Source organism: Brevibacillus sp. AG162, assembly GCF_006715575.1.
In the GTDB taxonomy this organism is placed as follows: Bacteria; Bacillota; Bacilli; order Brevibacillales; family Brevibacillaceae; genus Brevibacillus; species Brevibacillus brevis.
In genome coordinates, this window is sequence record NZ_VFNO01000003.1 from 367,232 (window position 1) to 385,226 (window position 17,995).

Consider the following 17,995-nt stretch of genomic DNA (forward strand, 5'->3'; position numbering starts at 1 on the left):
GGATGGAGGAAGGATAGAGATGCGTTACTTGACAGCAGGGGAATCCCACGGGCCGCAATTAACAGCTATCATCGAGGGCGTACCGAGCAACTTGCCGATTTCCATTGAGGAAATTAATGAGCAGTTGGCACGTCGTCAGAAAGGCCATGGTCGCGGCAGAAGAATGCAGATTGAAAAGGATCAGGTGAAAATTCTTTCTGGTGTCCGTCATGGATATACAACCGGAGCTCCTATCACACTGGTCGTTGAAAATAAGGATTGGACGCATTGGCAAGGAATCATGAGTGCTGAGCCTGTAGAGGAAGGCGCTGAAGAAAAGCGTCGTGTTTCCCGTCCACGCCCTGGACATGCTGATTTAAACGGGGCGATTAAGTATCATCAACGCGATATGCGCAATATTCTGGAACGTTCCAGCGCCCGTGAGACTACTGTCCGCGTAGCTGTTGGTGCAGTAGCCCGCCAATTGCTGGCTCAATTTGGTATCCGTATTGGAGGACAGGTACTCCAGATCAATGAGATCGTGGCGAAGCGACAAGAAGTTAGTCTGGACGAGCTGATTGCTCGCACCGAAGAGTCGCCAGTACGCTGCTTGGATAAAGAAGCAGAGCCACTGATGATGGCAGCGATTGACAAAGCAAAAGAAGACGGTGATTCCCTCGGTGGTACGGTAGAAGTGATCGTAGAAGGCGTTCCGATTGGTTTGGGCAGTCATGTGCAATGGGACCGCAAGCTGGATGGACGTCTTGCACAAGCAATTATGAGTATTCAGGCTTTCAAAGGTGTCGAAATCGGTATCGGATTCGAGGCAGCCGGTCTGAAAGGCTCGCAAGTTCATGACGAGATCATTTGGAACGAAGAAACCGGCTACAGCCGTAAAACGAATCGTGCAGGTGGACTCGAAGGCGGAATGACGACAGGAATGCCTGTAGTTGTTCGTGGAGTCATGAAGCCGATCCCTACCTTGTACAAACCGTTGATGAGTGTGGATATTGACTCGAGAGAACCATTCTCAGCGAGCATTGAACGTTCCGACAGTTGTGCTGTTCCAGCGGCAAGTGTGGTTGCGGAGGCAGTGGTAGCATGGGAGATCGCGAGTGCCATGTGCGAAAAATTCCCGTCTGATTCTCTTGACGACATGGAAGAAAACGTACGTCAATACCGTGCGTACACGGAGAAATTCTAATGGGTGTAGAGAAGCTGACTGTTGAGCTGGGGGAGCGTTCCTACCAGATTGTGATAGGCGACGGCCTTTTGCACCAGGCAGCAGCGTTGCTAGTAGAGGCAGGAATTGCTTCTACTAGCAAGCTGATGATTGTTACAGATGAGAATGTAGCCGTTCATTACGTAGAGCCTTTGCTCGATGTTTTGCGGCAGCATGGGTACCAGGTCCACTCAGCTGTCATCGCTGCTGGAGAACAATCGAAGAGCCTGGCTGTCTACGAACGTTTGATGACAGAGGCAATTGATGCAGGGCTGGACAGGAAGTCCGCTGTATTGGCTCTCGGTGGTGGAGTCGTCGGAGACTTGGCTGGATTTGTGGCTGCTACGTACATGCGCGGCATTGATTTCGTTCAATTGCCGACTACCTTGCTCGCACATGATAGCTCGGTTGGTGGAAAAGTAGCGATCAATCATCCGCTCGGAAAAAATCTCATTGGTGCTTTCCATCAGCCCAAAGTTGTCATTTACGACACGAAAGCATTGCATAGCTTACCGAAGCGTGAAGTCGCAGCAGGTTTTGCAGAGGTTGTGAAGCACGGACTCATCGCCGATGCTGCCTTTGTCGATTGGCTGGAAGACAACGCTGATTTGCTATGGCAACTCGATTCAGAATTATTAGGGAAAGCCATTGAAAAAGGTTGTGCAATCAAAGCGGCTATCGTCTCTCAAGACGAGACGGAGCAAGGGCAGCGTGCATTGCTTAATTTGGGTCATACGTTTGGTCATGCGTTTGAAGCGCTGTCTGCTTACTCCACCCTAAATCATGGGGAAGCCATCTCAATTGGGATGTGCTTGGCAGCCAAGGTAGCAGAACGGATTGGTTTTGCCGAGACAGGTGTATACAATCACACGAAACGGATGCTGGAATTGTTCCATCTGCCAACGGCGTGGCCGGGCAATCTCTCGCCGGAAGCTGTGCTAGAAGCCATGAAACGAGACAAAAAGACGGTAGGCGGAAAGCTGGCCTTGGTGTTGCCTAGGGCAATCGGGCAGGTTGAAGTCGTCAAAAATATAGAAGAAGAACTCATACTGGGAGTCATGAGAGAAGAAGTGGAGGGATAAGGATGGGAATGAGAGGAATCAGAGGCGCTGTTACGGTGGAAGCCGATACGCGCGAAGAGATTGTCTCCTCTACAAAATGGTTGTTGGAGGAAATGGTAAGCCGCAATGAAGTAAACCCCGAAGACATTGGCAGCATTATTATCACGACGACAGAGGACCTCTGTGCGACCTTCCCTGCTCAAGCGGCCCGCCTGCTTGAAGGAGAAGCTTGGCAATATGTGCCGCTTATGTGCGCAAGAGAAATCCCGGTGCCGGGTGGCTTGCCGCTGTGTATTCGTGTCATGATGCATGTGAATACAGACAAGACAGCAAAAGACATTCATCACGTCTTTTTGCGTGAAGCAGTCAAGCTGCGCCCGGATTTGACAAATCGCGGTTGACAATTAGGGCGCTCTCTTTTACCATAAGTGAAACGAGAGCGTCTCGTTTTTCCGGTAATAAGCAAAAGCCGGCTGAGAGCAGAGAATGAGTTGAGCAGAGTTGAGATGAGTTAGGCTGAGGAGAGAAGAGAAGGCTGGGTACATATTGACACCCAATCCAGGTCTCTTTGTCTGGATTTTTTTGTATACAAAAATTTCTCCCCCTACCTCTCGCTCTAGGAAGCGGGTGTAGAAAAGGTGGATGCTTATTCCCTTTTCTCTCCCACTAATTGAGGAGATGAGAGCCCATGTATTTCCCTTCCCTAGCCGAGGTTCAGACCCTCTCGGCGTCGTATTCCCTTATCCCTGTAAGCATGAAACTGTTAGCGGATCAGGAGACACCGATTCGCTTGTATCAGAAGATTCGCAAGAGTGATTCCTTTTTGCTGGAGAGCGTAGAAGGTGGTGCGCGTTGGGCACGTTTTTCGTTCATAGGCATGAATCCTTTTCAGATCGTGGAAGCAAAAGGTGAAGAAATCACCGTTTCCTATCGAACTGGTGAAAAGCTTGTCCAGACTGGTAATCCCGTGTCCTTTTTGCGTGAAGAAACCGATCGCTACAAAAGCCCAAAGTTACCCGGGCTGCCTCGTCTCAGTGGTGGTGCGGTGGGCTTTTTCGGCTACAATACGCTGCGCTATTTCGAAAATTTACCGGCACATCGCAAGGAAGCTGTACGAGTGCCAGATATGCGTTTTCTGTTTGTCGATGAGATGATCGCCTTTGATCATTTGAAGCAGGAAATTCAATTGATTGTGAATCTCCATGTCGAGCCGGGTGACACCGCAGACACTATTGGCGAAAAATACAAGCAAGTCTGCGAACGAATCGAGGAGCTGGCTAGCAAAGTTTCGACTCCGCTTGAAATGGATCAACGCATTCAGGTTGCGGCGGATACACCAGCGCCATTGACCGTACAGCCAAATATGACGCGTGAGCAATACGAGCAACTAGTCGTGCAGGCGAAAGAATACATCGCAGCCGGCGACATTTTTCAAGTCGTGTTGTCCCAACGTTTTTCTGTAAAGACAGATGTCGATCCTTTTGCGGTGTATCGATTGCTGCGAACACTGAATCCTTCACCGTACATGTACTATCTCGAATACGAGGGCGAGACAGTCGTCGGGACTTCACCAGAGCTGCTCGTGCGTGTAGAAGATGAAAAGGTAGAGATGCGGCCGATTGCAGGAACGCGAAAAAGAGGGGCGACTCCACAAGAAGATGCTGCGTTGGCGGCTGATCTTTTGGCAGATAAAAAGGAGAGAGCCGAGCACTACATGCTGCTGGATCTAGGGCGCAACGATGTAGGAAAGGTCTCTGCTTATGGAAGCGTGGAAGTGGAAGAAGCATTGGTTATTGAGAACTACTCCCATGTGATGCATATGGTTTCGCATGTGACCGGCAAGCTTCGGGAGGGACTGCACGCATTCGATGCATTGCTGAGTGCTTTTCCGGCTGGGACAGTATCTGGTTCTCCCAAGCTGCGGGCGATGGAAATTATTGCAGAGCTTGAACCTGACGCACGCCATCTGTATGCGGGAGCAATTGGCTACATTTCGTTTGATGGTTCACTCGATAGCTGTATTACGATTCGAACGTTGTTCATTCAGGATGGTTACGCACATGTACAGGCAGGAGCAGGCATCGTAGCCGACTCGGTCCCTGCGAGTGAATATCAAGAGACGGTGAACAAAGCAGCAGCGATGCTCTCTGCGTTAGAAAAAGCTGAACAGATGTTTGTCAGAAAGGTGGAGCTGTCATGCTAACATACGCGCTGGAACAAATTCTGCTTGGGAAGCACTTAACACGGACGGTGGCAGAAGAGGCCATGGGCGAGATTATGGACGGAAAGGCAACTCCAGCTCAAATTGGTGCATTTTTAGCGAGTCTTCGCTTGAAAGGCGAGCAAGTGGAAGAGATTATCGGTTTTGCTAAAGCCATGAGAGCACGGGCGATGAGTTTTCCGATCGATCTGCCAGGTCTGGTAGACACTTGCGGAACAGGCGGAGACGGAAGTCATACCTTTAACATTTCGACGGCGAGTGCAATTGTCGCAGCAGCTGACGGTGTACGCATCGCCAAGCATGGGAATCGTGCGGTTTCCAGCAAAAGCGGCAGTGCTGATGTGTTGGAAGCGTTGGGAGTGCCCGTCAATTTATCCCCAAAGGACGCCGCAGACTGCCTGCGTGCAACCAATCTCTGCTTCCTCTTCGCTCCCCTGTACCACCAAGCGATGAAGCATGCGGCTGGTCCGCGAAAAGAATTGGCGATTCGTACGGTGTTTAACTTGCTGGGACCATTGACGAATCCAGCAGGTGCCAGCCATCAGCTGATGGGCGTTTATGATGCCAAGCTGCTTCCAAATGTAGCCGCAGTCTTACACGAGCTCGATGTAAACAGAGCGCTCGTTGTTGCCGGCTCGGATGGTCTGGATGAATTGACCGTTACGGGAACGAGCCACATTGCCGAGTTGCGGGATGGGCGTATTTTGACTTATGAAATCGAGCCAGAGCAGTGCGGTCTGCGCAGACATGAAAAGGATGCTTTGCGCGGCGGTGATGCCAATGAGAATGCCAAGATCATTCACGACGTGTTTGCCGGTGCACGTGGGGCAGCCCGCGACATCGTATTGCTGAATGCGGGAGCGATCCTCTATCTCGCAGATCGAGTTAGCTCGATTGAAACAGGAGTGATACGTGCAGCGGAACTGATCGACGGCGGACTGGTCATGCGCAAGCTCGAGCACGTTCGTCACATCGCAGGAGGTATGATTCATGCTTCGTAAAATCGTAGAGAAGAAACGCGAAGAGATTGCACGTCTTTATACAGATACAACAGTTGCAGCATTGCTTTTTGCAGCGAAGGAAGTTCAACGTCCACGCGGATTTCGTCAAGCACTGGAGACGAGTGTACGGCCTGTAAGCGTAATTGCCGAAGTAAAAAAAGCATCCCCGTCCAAAGGATTGATCCGACCTGATTTCCAGGCAGTGAGCATCGCGAAGGCTTATCAGGCGGCTCGGGCAGAATGCTTGTCTGTTTTGACAGACGAGTCCTTTTTTCAAGGGAGCTTGAGCTATCTACGACAAATTCACGAGGCAATTGATCGCCCGTTACTCAGAAAAGACTTTCTACTGGATGAAATTCAAGTCGTGGAAGCAAGAGCAGCAGGCGCTGATTGTGTATTGCTTATTGCAGCCATTCTCGATCGGGATACGCTTCGCCACCTGAACCAAACGGCCGAGGAGCTGGGCATGGATGTACTGGTTGAGGTCCATGACAAACGCGAATGCGAGCTTGTTTTTCAAGCAATGGAACCGAAATTGCTCGGGATCAACAATCGAAACTTAAATACGTTTCAAACTGACCTGGCCGTTACGCATGAGTTGATTGCAGAACTGCCTGCGTCATTGACAATCGTGAGCGAGAGTGGAATTTCGACACCAGCGGATATAGAGAATGTACGAAGTGCAGGTGCCCGGGCTGTGCTGGTTGGAGAGCATTTCATGCGCCAAACAGACGTAGAGCGCGCAGTTATTGATCTCGTGGGAGAAGCAGCACCGGGGGTGAGTGTATGACTCGTTTGAAAATATGTGGGATTAAACGAGCGGAAACACTTGCACAGTTAAAAGAGCTGGAAGTCGATTATGTAGGCCTTGTTTTTGCCCCAAGTAAGCGAAAAGTTGATGCTCAGACTGCTGGACATTTGCTTGCAGCCGTTCCGGGCCATCCTCCTGCTGTTGGTGTGTTCGTGAATCCGACGATGGAGGAGCTGGAGGAAGTGCTAAGCAAGGCACCGTTAGCCGTGATCCAATTGCATGGACAGGAGACGCCACAATTTTGCCAGCAAGTTCGGGAGCGGTTCGCCATTCCGGTATGGAAGGCGTTGGCAGTGGGCGGAGAAGCGGATGCTGCGCAAGCAATCCAATCCTATCGAGGCATTGTCAGTGCCTTTTTGTTTGATACGTATGACCCAAGTCAAGCAGGTGGCACAGGGAAAAAGTTTTCGTGGGAGCAAATCCCTACGTTGCAAGCAGCATGCGAGGAAGCAGACTGCATCATTGCTGGAGGGATTCATGCGGAGAATGTCGGAGAATTAATGGGACAGTATCAAGCAGGGATAGTCGATGTGTCCAGTGGAGTAGAGACGGATGGCGAAAAAGACGCCGAAAAAATAAAAACATTGGTGGAGAGGGTGAAGGCGCATGAACAACATTCAAACAACTACACGAGTCGTGCCTGACGAAAACGGACGATTTGGTGCCTTCGGAGGCAAGTTTATTCCGGAAACCTTGATGAATGCAGTGACAGAGCTCGAGATTGCTTTTGAAGAAGCACGTCGTGATCCGGCATTTGTTCAAGAATTGAATGGACTTCTCAGTGAGTATGCTGGACGCCCAACCCCGCTCACCTATGCAGAGCGTTTGACGAAAGCGGTCGGCGGCGCCCAAATCTATTTAAAACGAGAAGATCTCAACCATACAGGTGCACATAAATTGAACAATGCATTGGGCCAAGCATTGCTTGCGAAGCGCATGGGCAAAAAATCAATTATTGCTGAAACGGGCGCTGGTCAGCATGGAGTGGCAAGTGCAACCGTTGCGGCAAAGCTCGGACTCTCCTGCAAGGTGTTCATGGGGGAAGAAGATATTCGTCGCCAGTCGTTGAATGTTTTTCGGATGAAGCTGCTTGGAGCCGAAGTTATCCCTGCGGTTTCCGGCTCACGTACACTTAAGGATGCGACAAACGAAGCGATCCGCCATTGGGTTTCCCATGTCGATGAAACGTTTTATGTCATCGGATCTGTCGTTGGTCCACATCCATACCCGTACATGGTTCGCGAATTCCAAAAAATTATCGGTGAAGAGACGCGCAGTCAAGTCCTGCAAATGCTCAGAAGGCTTCCAGACGAGGTCGTTGCTTGCGTTGGGGGAGGCAGTAATGCGATTGGCATGTTTTATCCGTTCATTCAAGATGAGTCTGTTGCGCTCAGAGGGGTAGAAGCGGCAGGAAAAGGAATCGATACCGAAAAGCATGCGGCAACACTAACACTTGGACGCCCAGGAGTCATCCACGGTTCCTTGACCTACTTGTTGCAGGATGAATGCGGCCAAGTGCAAGAAGCGCATTCGATTTCGGCTGGCTTGGATTATCCGGGCGTAGGACCTGAGCACGCCTATCTCAAAGACACTGGAAGAGTGACCTATACATCGGTAACAGATGCGGAAGCACTCGAGGCAGTACAAGTACTTTGTCAAACGGAAGGCATCATTCCAGCGTTGGAGAGCGCACATGCGATAGCTGAAGCGATAAAACGTGCGAAAGAGATGTCTTCAGACAAAATATTAGTAATCTGTTTGTCCGGTCGAGGCGACAAGGACGTACTGACTATTCAAGAAGCCCTGACAGCAGAAGGGGGAGAGTAATCATGGCGACAGCTCTTAACAGAATCGATCAATTATTCGCGGATCGTGATCGCAAACGATTCATCCCGTTTCTAACGGTAGGCGATCCTTCCATAGAAGCAACCTTTCATCTTGTAAAAGCGATGGTCGAAGCAGGCGCTGATCTCATCGAGCTCGGTGTCCCTTACTCCGATCCTTTGGCAGACGGCCCAACGATACAACGGGCTTCAGAGCGTGCGCTGAAAAATGGCGTGACGATCGGGGATGCTTTGCATTTGGTCAAAAGGCTCCGCGAATCAGGTATGGAGGCTTCCATCGTCCTGTTCACCTACTTTAATCCAGTTTTACAATATGGCATCGAGCGCTTTTTTGCCGATCTCGCTGCCTATGGTGCGGACGGTGTTGTCATTCCTGATTTGCCGATTGAGGAAAACGGTCCAGCAGTAACTGCTGCAAAACAGCATGGCATTCATGTCATTTCGCTGGTGGCACCAACTTCCAGTTCCAGAATCAATACGATTGGCGCGCAAGCAACCGGATTTCTTTATTGTGTATCGTCGCTCGGTGTGACGGGTGCCCGTACCGAGCTGCGAGAGGATTTGGCAGATTTTCTGGAACGAGTAAAGGCCAGTACATCGGTTCCTACTGCGGTAGGCTTCGGAATATCCACGCCGGATCAGGTACGAGCAGTAGCACCCCATACGAATGGTGTGATTGTGGGAAGTGCCATTGTACAGCAAATCGAGGAGCATGCTGAGCAGCTGAAAGACCCGAAACAGATGCCGCAAGCTGTAGAAAAAATAAAAACCTTTGTACATCAGTTAGCCAGTGCGCTACAATAGTGGGAAAAATGTGACTGGAGTGAACGTGGATGCAACCGAAACAACGCATACTCAATGCCCCGGTATATCAACCTGGCAAGCCCATTGATGACGTGAAACGTGAATTTGGTTTGACCGAAGTCATCAAGCTGGCGTCCAACGAAAATCCTTTTGGTTCCTCACCGAAGGCGAAAGCTGCCATTGCGGAACAGTTGGACAATTTGGCCCTTTATCCAGACGGTGCAAGCCTTAATCTGCGCTGGGATCTTGCTGACTTCCTCGGGGTCAAACCAGGCCAATTGTTTTTCGGAAACGGGTCTGATGAAATTCTGTTGATGATCTCTCGTGCTTTTTTGGGCGAAGGAACAAACGCAGTCATGGCGACGCAAACGTTCTCGCAATATCGCTCAAATGGGATTATTGAAGGAGCTGACTTGATTGAGGTGCCGTTGAAAGATGGCGTTCACGATCTCGAAGCGATGGCGGCTGCCGTCAACGAACAAACGAAGGTCGTATGGATATGTAACCCGAACAATCCGTCTGGCACGATTGTAACAACATCCGAGTTGGAAGCTTTTCTGAAAAAGGTTCCCAAAAACGTGCTGGTCGTTTTGGATGAGGCTTACTACGAGTATGTGGTTGATCCAGAATATCCACAAACAGTACCGATGCTCGCTGAGTATCCAAACCTGATTATTTTGCGTACGTTCTCCAAAATCTACGGTCTGGCTGCTCTTCGTATCGGTTACGGTATCGCGTCAGAAGAGCTTATTTCCTCTCTGGAACATGTGCGTGAGCCGTTCAATACAGGCACACTTGGCCAAGTAGCAGCACGTGCGGCGTTGCAAGACCAGGAATTTGTGAAAGCATGCCGCGATCGTAACCGTGAAGGCATGAAGCAGTTTACCGATTCCTTTGACGAGTGGGGACTCTCCTACTATCCATCTCAGACCAACTTTATCTTGGTTGATCTGAAAAGGGATTCTGATGAAGTATTCAAGAAGCTGCTCTCTCAAGGCATCATCGTTCGCTCTGGTAATGCATTAGGCTTCCCAGGCTTTCAACGTATTACCATCGGGACCAAAGAGCAAAATGATAAGATTCTTTCTGTCTTACAAGAAATCGTGACTGGAGCATTGAAATAGAGGACGAAGATGCCGGGCATGCCTCGGCATCTTTGTCTAAGAGAGATGAAGGAAGGATAGAGAGTGGAGATGAAAAAAACCACCATTACTGTAATCGGCGTCGGGTTGATCGGCGGCTCAATCGCGCTGTCTATGCGACGTGATCCGAATATTCGGGTAGTCGGCTACGATTTACGTCAGGATTGTTTGGATAAAGCACTGACTCTTGGTGTCATTCATGCTGGCACAACTGATTTGCAGACCGCAGTTCGAGAAGCAAATGTCATTTTCCTCGCATCACCAGTAGAGCAAATTGTTGCAACCATTCGCTCGTTAGTGGAAATGGAGCTGCAGCCGGGTGTGATCATTACGGATGTGGGCAGTACAAAAGCAGGTATTGTCAGACAAGCGGTGGATGTTATTCCCAATCATGTTACATTTATTGGTGGACATCCGATGGCTGGCTCGCATAAATCCGGCGTGGAAGCTGCTTCTGACCGTCTGATGGAAAACGCCTACTATGTTTTGACACCAGCGCCGGGAACATCTGAAGAAAAAGTAAAGCAATTGTCTGAACTACTTACACTGACTCGCGCAAAAGTCGTGCAAATGGACGCGGCTTCGCATGATCAGGTCGTGGGTGCAGTCAGCCATTTCCCGCACATTCTCGCTTCTGCTCTGGTGAATCTGGTGGCAGGGTACGACGAGGAAAATGCTTGGCATGCAACGCTTGCTGCTGGTGGCTTTCGTGACATTACGCGCATTGCATCGAGCAACCCGCAGATGTGGCGTGACATCTTGCTGCAAAACCGTGATCCGATCCTGAAAATCGCAAAAGATTGGGCAAACGCACTGGAAGATGTCGTTCACCTTGTAGAACAGGGAGATCCAGAGGGAATCGAGCATTTTTTCAAAACGGCACGAGAATTTCGAGACAGCTTGCCTGAGCGCAAAACGGGTGCATTGCCTCCTTTGAACGATTTGTATATCGATATCCCCGACAACCCAGGCGAAATCGGACGAATTACGACACTATTGGGAGCAAGAGATATCAACATCACGAATCTTCAAATCAGAGAGACACGAGAAGACATTTATGGGGTGCTACGTATTACGTTCCATTCGCAACAAGAGTTGGAAAAGGGAGAGGAAGTTCTTCGCTTTTTCGATTACAATGTATACAAGCGCACATAAGTTTTTTTATGCAAACACACTTTACAACGAAGACGCTTCACAGTGCGACTGATGATCTGGGAGAGCGTGAGAGAGAAAAGGAGTGGAAGAAATGCTTCGCGTACAACAAGCCAAACAAATCAAAGGTACCGTTCGCGTGCCAGGAGATAAGTCCATTTCCCATCGTGCCGTCATGTTTGGAGCTCTAGCAGAAGGAACCACAACCATTGAAGGCTTTTTGCCGGGTGCCGATTGCTTGAGCACGATTAGCTGCTTTCGTCGGATGGGGATCGAGATTGAACAACAAGGAGATGCCGTGACTGTACAAGGAAAAGGCTGGTACGGCTTGCAGGAGCCGTCTCAACATTTGGATGTAGGGAACTCCGGTACGACCATTCGCTTAATGGCAGGGATCATGGCGACACAGCCTTTCCACGTGGTGATGGAAGGCGATGAGTCTATCGCAAAAAGACCCATGCGCCGTGTGATCGGACCACTCCGTCAAATGGGAGCCAAAATCGATGGAAGAAAAGACGGCGAATACACACCGTTATCCATTCGAGGCGGGGAGCTTCAAGGGATTGCGTATCAATCTCCGGTTGCGAGTGCACAAGTGAAATCAGCGATTATGCTGGCAGGGTTGCAGGCAAAAGGCGTGACGAGTGTAACAGAGCCTCATTTATCCCGCGATCATACGGAGCGTATGCTGCAAGCATTTGGTGTACAAGTTGTGCGTGATGGCTTGACCGTTTCAGTAGAAGGCGGACAAAAGCTGAAGGGCCGTGCCATTTCTGTTCCTGGTGACATTTCTTCCGCTGCCTTTTTGATTGCAGCCGTAATGGTCGTACCATGCAGCTCTCTTCTGATTGAAAATGTCGGAATCAACCCAAGCCGCACCGGTATCATTGATGTTGTCAAGGCGATGGGGGGAAGCCTGGAGCTTTTGAATGAGCGAGTCGTAAATGAAGAGCCGGTTGCAGACCTCCTCGTGACTCATTCAGAGCTGCACGGTATTGAAATTGCCGGAGATATCATTCCACGGCTGATTGACGAAATTCCGGTGATTGCGGTCATGGCAACACAGGCCAAGGGACAAACCGTAATCCGTGATGCCGAAGAGCTGAAAGTAAAGGAGACGGACCGTATTGCTACGGTGGTTAGTCAACTGTCCAAATTCGGTGCTAGGGTGACACCTACAGATGACGGAATGATCATCGAAGGAAAGACAGGATTGACAGGGGCTGTCATCGATAGCATGGGGGATCACCGAATTGGCATGGCGATGGCGATCGCAGGTCTCGTTGCCGAGGGTGAAACGACGATCGGAAATGATGATGCGATTGATGTTTCTTTCCCTGGCTTTCATGACTTGCTTGTGAAAATCAGCCAAGCATAAAGAATGAAAGAGAAGCTTGTGCCCTTAGGGGAGCAGGCTTCTTTTATTGGTGCGAAGACAAAGCGTTCCGAATTTTAGCAAAAATGATTTGACAAGCGCTTACATTCCGTTTATTATAAAAGTACAGTATGGTTTCTCTCCACTCCTATCCAATATAAGAAAGCACGTGTGTGCTACCGTCGTTTGAATGCGCTTACATCAACGGCGGTCTTTTTTTGTTTAAAAATCGGTTTGGCTCGAATTAGTACTTTTTCCCCTTTCTGTGCATATGCTCGTACAAGGGTAGTGTGTGCATGAGAAGCGGGAGGGGGACGAGCTATGCTGGAGCAAGGGATGGTCATACGCGGGGGAACGATTGTCACAGCACGAGGAATGAAAGAAGCAGATATTTGGATCCGTCATGGGAAAATTGTCCGAATTGCTAAAGATACCTTAACGAAAAACCCCTTCAACGATTTATATGAAGAAATAGATGCTACCGATATGTATCTTTTGCCTGGTTTCGTCGCACTCCCGACACATTCGTTGTATAAAATCAAAGAGGTGGATGTTTATATAGAAGCTATGCGAAATCTCATTAGCTCGGGTTGTACAAGCCTGGTGGACGTCTTCCGGCCAGAGCGTTGGATGAGCAGACCGCAAATCCACTATCAACAAACCCAGCATTTCAACAGTTTGCTGGATTATGTTTGGCACGTGGAAATCGATGTCGCCGATCTTCACGGTGACCGCTTAGCGGAGTGGATGAACCATGGCTATTCTTCGTTTCATGTCACGATTCGAAATCCAGAAGAAATTTCCACAATAAAATGGGAAACGCTTTTGCAACTTCATACGTCTAAACATACGATCCTGCACATGCAGGTGCAAAAAGATCCGTTCTTCAAAAAAGAACAGCGGGAATACATTCGACAGATTTGGCTGGAGGCTACCCGTTATTGGCGGTTGCGAACAGTCATCACTGATTCTCAAGCGGCCTTTCATTTTGATGAAAATGACCCGTACCTGCATATCTTTCGTTTGCCTGCTGAAGTGACGGATCAAGGTCTTCGTCAATTGCATCGACAATGGTTTGGAAGCTGGCAAGTAGCGTCTCCAATTCACGATGTGCGGATTGATACACGAAAGAGCTGGTGTACGCCTGAAGAATTGCTTTGCTTGCTGGTCAGGCTCACTTCGACAAATGTTGCAAAAGCAATTGGACTGTATCCGCGAAAAGGAAGCTTGACAACTGGCGCAGACGCTGATATCGTTTTCCTGAAAAAGGAAAACTGGTTGACAAAGTATGATCTTTCCACTATTCTCAATTTTAGTGAAATGCATCTTCCAACATCTGTTATGTCGAACGGTAAATGGATATATCGAAATATGCGATTTATCCCTTTGATTGGTATGGGTAAGTGTTTATTCGACACGAAGCCCTACGCTTATGTCATATAACCCCGGTTTGGGGGTTTTTTCGTGAATGGTTTCCAGCAGACAGACGAGAAAAAGAATCGTAAGGTCGCGCAACTTTTTACATCCCCAGCAGTCTAATTATGCAAAAGGCCGCTGAGGGATCGGAATCGCAAGGAGGTAATCTCTGATCATGACCGATTCCCAGCTTATCCGAGAGATTAAAGAAGGTAATCTGGAATGCTATGCTGAACTGATTCGTCGATATGAAAAAAAGATCCTCTCATTTGTCACTCATCTTTTGCGTCAGGCACATTTAGAGCATATAGCGGAGGATATATGTCAGGAGACGTTTTACAAGGCGTATAAGAGCATTCATTCTTTCCGAGATGTAGAAGCTACATTCTCCACCTGGCTCTATACGATTGCACGCAACTCCGTACTCAGTGAATTGCGAAAGAGCCGCAATTCTGACGTGTATCTGGATGATACGTTGCAAGTGCCTATGGCATCTCCCAAGACACTGCCTGAGCAAGTTTTGCTCCGGAATGAACGGGAGAGCATGGTAAGACTGGCAATTAACAGCTTGCCAGAGAAGCAACGCTCAGCATTGATATTACGCGAGTACGAACAAATGGATTACACAGAAATCGCTACGATTCTGGATTTAACAGTGAGCTCTGTGAAATCTTTACTGTTTCGAGCGCGGCAAAGTATTCGTGGACAGTTGGAAAACTACATCCTGGACCCTCATTTGGATGAAGCTGAAGGGATGAATCGATGATGAGATGTGAAGAAGTTCAGGAAATACTGCCTGAATACGCCGAAAATCTGTTGCCTGAGGTGACCCAACGCCGGGTTGATCACCATATGGCGGCATGCTATGCCTGTCGTTCCGACTATGAGATTTGGTCGGACAGTGGTGAGTGGATGGAGATGGATAAAGAAGAATACCATTCTGTAACTCCATCACGTTCCATTGTAGATGCGGTGATGGCCCGTATTTTATCGGAAGAGCAGTGGGCGATCCCAATAGGCAGAAAAATTTTCAGTGTGACAGCGAGAATGCGACGCATGGCTGCAAGTGTAGCTGTTTTGTTGCTCATGGTCTTTTCGTTCACTTTATATGTGAATACAAGTACCACGGAGCATGCGAATTCTCTCGTTATTAACGGTGAAGTCATGGAGATTAATACGCCAAAAGCGCAAGTCATTTCTTCTTCCATGCAAACAGACGATGGTACATACGTGGTAGAAGCACAGCCATATACGTCGCAAGGAGATTCACTGGAACATGCCACTGCTTCGATCGTACCGCTCGATGGGAAGCCAACTTCTACTGATTTAGCCAAGCCGAATTACAGTATCGTGCTTAGTATTTTTGGAATCCTTATTACTGTTCTTACAATGAGCTGGCTAACGCGAGCATAATGGTATATGATCAAGAGTAAAAGAAAAGACCGTCTTCGGACGGTCTTTTGTGGCTATTTTATTAGAGTAGTTGTTCAACAAACGCGTAGAGCAACAAGGCCACGCAAAATACATATGAGGTGAAAGAAATGCCGAAAAAGTGGCTGTATGTCATAGACGAAGCGATCAAGCGGATCGAAAACGATGAAGTAGAGTTGGGGTTGACCGCTCTGCAAAAGGTTCAGGAGCATGGAAAAGATTTGCCGGATGTCATGATGTATTTGGCAGAGGTCTGGTATCGACTCGGTCATTTGGAAGAGGCGAGTCAATTGCTGACAGATGTCATGGCCAAAAATCCGCAAATGGATTCCTCTTTGCGCAGAGAATGCCAGCTGCTGTTAGCGGAGATTGCTTTGGATTCCAGTGATTTTGAGACGGCGCAACATCTTCTCTATGAATGCAAAGAATCTGGCTTCGAAAGCATTCAGCTTGACTTGTTGCTAGCAGATCTGTATTCACTCCAAGATTTAGATGAAGTAGCGGTCAAGTATTTGGAGCAAGCGAGACTGAAGGAGCCAGATAACCAGGATATTATGGCAGCGCTAGGTAACTTGTATTTCCGCATTGGAGAAGACGAGAAAGCAATGAAGCTCCTGGAACAAGCCGGGGATGAAAGTCTGTCCATGCTTTTGACGAAGGGGCGCTCGTACGCACAAAGCGGTCAATTCGAACAGGCTTACCAAGTATTCCGTCAGGCGCTGGTCATGGATCGTTCCCCAGAAGTCCTCTACGGATGTGCACTGATGGCATTCTACGTTGGACGACTGGATGAAGCGGCAGAATTGGTCAGCAGTTTGCAAGCGGTTGACGATGAGTATGTGGCTGCTTACCCATTAGCTGCAGATGTGAATCTTTCGATGGGGAAAACAGAAGCGGCTATTGAGGCTCTAAAGCAATATGTATCGTTGTCAGGTTTCGATTTGGATCAGATCCGCAGGCTGATTGCCCTTTTGACTCAAGCAGGGCGCTATGAGGAAGCGAAAGAATACCAACAGCTTCACGACCTGTGGGACCATGAATCTGAAGAGGAATAATAAAAAATCGCCAAACAGGAAGTCACTTCGGTGGCTTCCTGTTTATTTTTCCGCATTTTGGCAAGAATGAGAGACAAGTAAGCCATCGTAAAGAAGGGATGCACAGATGAACTTGGCTGAGATCTTGGTGTACACCGATATCCGGCAGCTCCATCAGATTGCCAACCATTACGGATGCGAATGCAACCCTCATTCCAAAAACGAATTGATTACGTCACTGTTGTCTAGCTTGAGGCACAGGTTGACAATCTCTCAAGAAGTTGAGCAGCTGAGCAGTGCGGAAACCCATTTTTTGCTCCAATTGTTCCTGGACAAGCGTACGGTTATGTCGCTTGAGGATTTGTTGGCGAAGGCCGGGGTGGCACTGGCGTGTGAAAAGGAAAAAAAGCAGGAGGAAGGACGAAAGTTTGTCGCAGCTGCAATGAAGCGAGGATGGATTTTTCCGGCGAAAAGTAAAACCGTAGGGCAGTATCAAATTCCGCTGGACATCCGTGAGCCGTACTTGCAAGCGTGGTTGACAACGTGGCGTGAGTCAAACGCATTCCTTCATCCGGGGCCGCAAGCTTACAGGGATGAAGGAACAGCACTATGCGATGATATCATGCAATTTTTACAATTTCTCCAGCAGGAGCCAGTGCCGCTAACCGCAGAAGGTGGCATGTACAAGCGTCATCAGCAGCAGCTTTTTCAATTTTTGCACGTAAAAGAAGAGCCGCTATTGCCGCAAAAATGGCGTTTTGGGTACGGTCTGCACTTTGATTTATACCCTGACCGTTTTTCCTTGCTCTACGATTTCTGCTACTATCACCGATGGATTGTAGAAGTGGACGGCAAGGTAGCAGTAACGGAAGCGGGGAGGGAGCGACTGGAGCAAACGTATACCGATCAATTGTACCATGATGTCATTCGCTTCTGGATGAGGCTGTACAAGCGGGCTGTCCCGAACTTGCCGATGCTGGTTCAGCTCATTCCGTTGATCGCATCGGGTGGATGGGTAAGTCAGCAATCGCTGATGGACACGCTGCTCCATTGGATGAAAGAGTTTTACTACGATTCACCTACAGATATCTTGGTGAATCGGGTATGCAAGATGATGGTGCACCTTGGATTGTTGCGCGTCGGTCAAGACGAACAGGAACAGTGGTTATACACCGCAACGTATGCGAGCCAGACTTGGCTTCGAAAATACAATGGTTTTACCGAAACGACTATTTTATTGAAGTGAGGGATGGGTATGGAGTGGCCGAATTTCTATTCCAACGCGTACGGAACGAACAATCAAATGGTTTCCGGTTTGCTATCTGAAATGGTGATCGACGAGCAGATGCGTCAATATCGCAAGCGTACGCTAATTCAGGAGATTGATGAGGCACTTGCATCGAAAAACAAAGAGCTGTTTTTGCGCTTAACAGACGAATTAAAAGAAATCATGGCTTACGAGAAAGCCTAAATACATAATCGTATGCGTTATTGCGAGTCTC

At 48.7% G+C, this 17,995-nt stretch carries 18 protein-coding genes; all 18 read left to right on the forward strand.

Annotation, left to right across the window (positions count from 1 at the left end):
• Nucleotides 1-19 precede the first annotated feature (19 nt).
• Nucleotides 20-1,183: a chorismate synthase gene (gene aroC, locus FB479_RS11735; protein ID WP_047068988.1), complete on the forward strand. Its 1,164-nt coding sequence runs from the start codon at nucleotides 20-22 to the stop codon at nucleotides 1,181-1,183.
• Nucleotides 1,183-2,283: a 3-dehydroquinate synthase gene (gene aroB / locus FB479_RS11740; RefSeq protein ID WP_142065205.1), complete on the forward strand. Its 1,101-nt coding sequence runs from the start codon at nucleotides 1,183-1,185 to the stop codon at nucleotides 2,281-2,283. The genes aroC and aroB overlap by 1 nt, the downstream gene beginning before the upstream one ends.
• 2 nt (nucleotides 2,284-2,285) lie before the next feature.
• Nucleotides 2,286-2,663 carry a chorismate mutase gene (aroH, locus tag FB479_RS11745; RefSeq protein WP_047068990.1) on the forward strand — a complete coding sequence of 126 codons (378 nt, stop codon included), beginning with the start codon at nucleotides 2,286-2,288 and terminating at the stop codon, nucleotides 2,661-2,663.
• A 287-nt stretch (nucleotides 2,664-2,950) separates the two neighbouring features.
• Nucleotides 2,951-4,465, forward strand: a complete 1,515-nt coding sequence (gene trpE / locus FB479_RS11750) for an anthranilate synthase component I (RefSeq protein ID WP_142065207.1) — start codon at nucleotides 2,951-2,953, stop codon at nucleotides 4,463-4,465.
• Nucleotides 4,459-5,484 (forward strand): anthranilate phosphoribosyltransferase, encoded by a 1,026-nt coding sequence (gene trpD, locus FB479_RS11755; protein ID WP_142065209.1) that lies wholly within the window; start codon nucleotides 4,459-4,461, stop codon nucleotides 5,482-5,484. Before trpE ends, trpD begins: the two co-directional genes overlap by 7 nt.
• The gene (gene trpC / locus FB479_RS11760) at nucleotides 5,474-6,274 is read left to right on the forward strand and encodes an indole-3-glycerol phosphate synthase TrpC (RefSeq protein WP_142065211.1); all 801 of its coding nucleotides are present in this window, start codon (nucleotides 5,474-5,476) and stop codon (nucleotides 6,272-6,274) included. Before trpD ends, trpC begins: the two co-directional genes overlap by 11 nt.
• Nucleotides 6,271-6,939 (forward strand): phosphoribosylanthranilate isomerase, encoded by a 669-nt coding sequence (locus FB479_RS11765; protein ID WP_142065213.1) that lies wholly within the window; start codon nucleotides 6,271-6,273, stop codon nucleotides 6,937-6,939. Before trpC ends, FB479_RS11765 begins: the two co-directional genes overlap by 4 nt.
• Nucleotides 6,902-8,122, forward strand: coding sequence for a tryptophan synthase subunit beta (gene trpB / locus FB479_RS11770; RefSeq protein ID WP_106653035.1), 1,221 nt, complete (start codon nucleotides 6,902-6,904; stop codon nucleotides 8,120-8,122). Before FB479_RS11765 ends, trpB begins: the two co-directional genes overlap by 38 nt.
• Nucleotides 8,123-8,124: 2 nt before the next feature.
• A complete protein-coding gene (trpA, locus tag FB479_RS11775; RefSeq protein ID WP_142065215.1) occupies nucleotides 8,125-8,943 on the forward strand; it encodes a tryptophan synthase subunit alpha in 819 nt (272 codons plus the stop codon).
• Between the two features lie 29 nt (nucleotides 8,944-8,972).
• Entirely contained in the window at nucleotides 8,973-10,067 is a 1,095-nt protein-coding gene (gene hisC / locus FB479_RS11780) for a histidinol-phosphate transaminase (protein WP_106653037.1), read from the forward strand.
• A 69-nt stretch (nucleotides 10,068-10,136) separates the two neighbouring features.
• Nucleotides 10,137-11,240, forward strand: coding sequence for a prephenate dehydrogenase (locus FB479_RS11785; protein ID WP_142065684.1), 1,104 nt, complete (start codon nucleotides 10,137-10,139; stop codon nucleotides 11,238-11,240).
• 91 nt (nucleotides 11,241-11,331) lie between these two features.
• Nucleotides 11,332-12,615, forward strand: coding sequence for a 3-phosphoshikimate 1-carboxyvinyltransferase (aroA, locus tag FB479_RS11790; protein WP_142065217.1), 1,284 nt, complete (start codon nucleotides 11,332-11,334; stop codon nucleotides 12,613-12,615).
• Between the two features lie 318 nt (nucleotides 12,616-12,933).
• Entirely contained in the window at nucleotides 12,934-14,055 is a 1,122-nt protein-coding gene (locus FB479_RS11795; protein WP_142065219.1) for an amidohydrolase family protein, read from the forward strand.
• 148 nt (nucleotides 14,056-14,203) lie between these two features.
• On the forward strand, nucleotides 14,204-14,794 hold the full coding sequence (locus FB479_RS11800) for an RNA polymerase sigma factor (protein WP_007716581.1): 591 nt from the start codon (nucleotides 14,204-14,206) through the stop codon (nucleotides 14,792-14,794).
• Complete coding sequence (locus FB479_RS11805; protein WP_088907242.1) at nucleotides 14,791-15,441, forward strand: zf-HC2 domain-containing protein; 651 nt, start codon at nucleotides 14,791-14,793, stop codon at nucleotides 15,439-15,441. The genes FB479_RS11800 and FB479_RS11805 overlap by 4 nt, the downstream gene beginning before the upstream one ends.
• Before the next feature lie 128 nt (nucleotides 15,442-15,569).
• Nucleotides 15,570-16,514 carry a tetratricopeptide repeat protein gene (locus tag FB479_RS11810; protein WP_142065221.1) on the forward strand — a complete coding sequence of 315 codons (945 nt, stop codon included), beginning with the start codon at nucleotides 15,570-15,572 and terminating at the stop codon, nucleotides 16,512-16,514.
• A gap of 106 nt (nucleotides 16,515-16,620) precedes the next feature.
• A complete protein-coding gene (locus tag FB479_RS11815; RefSeq protein ID WP_106653041.1) occupies nucleotides 16,621-17,739 on the forward strand; it encodes a hypothetical protein in 1,119 nt (372 codons plus the stop codon).
• A 9-nt stretch (nucleotides 17,740-17,748) separates the two neighbouring features.
• Nucleotides 17,749-17,964, forward strand: coding sequence for an IDEAL domain-containing protein (locus tag FB479_RS11820; RefSeq protein WP_106653042.1), 216 nt, complete (start codon nucleotides 17,749-17,751; stop codon nucleotides 17,962-17,964).
• Nucleotides 17,965-17,995 lie beyond the last annotated feature (31 nt).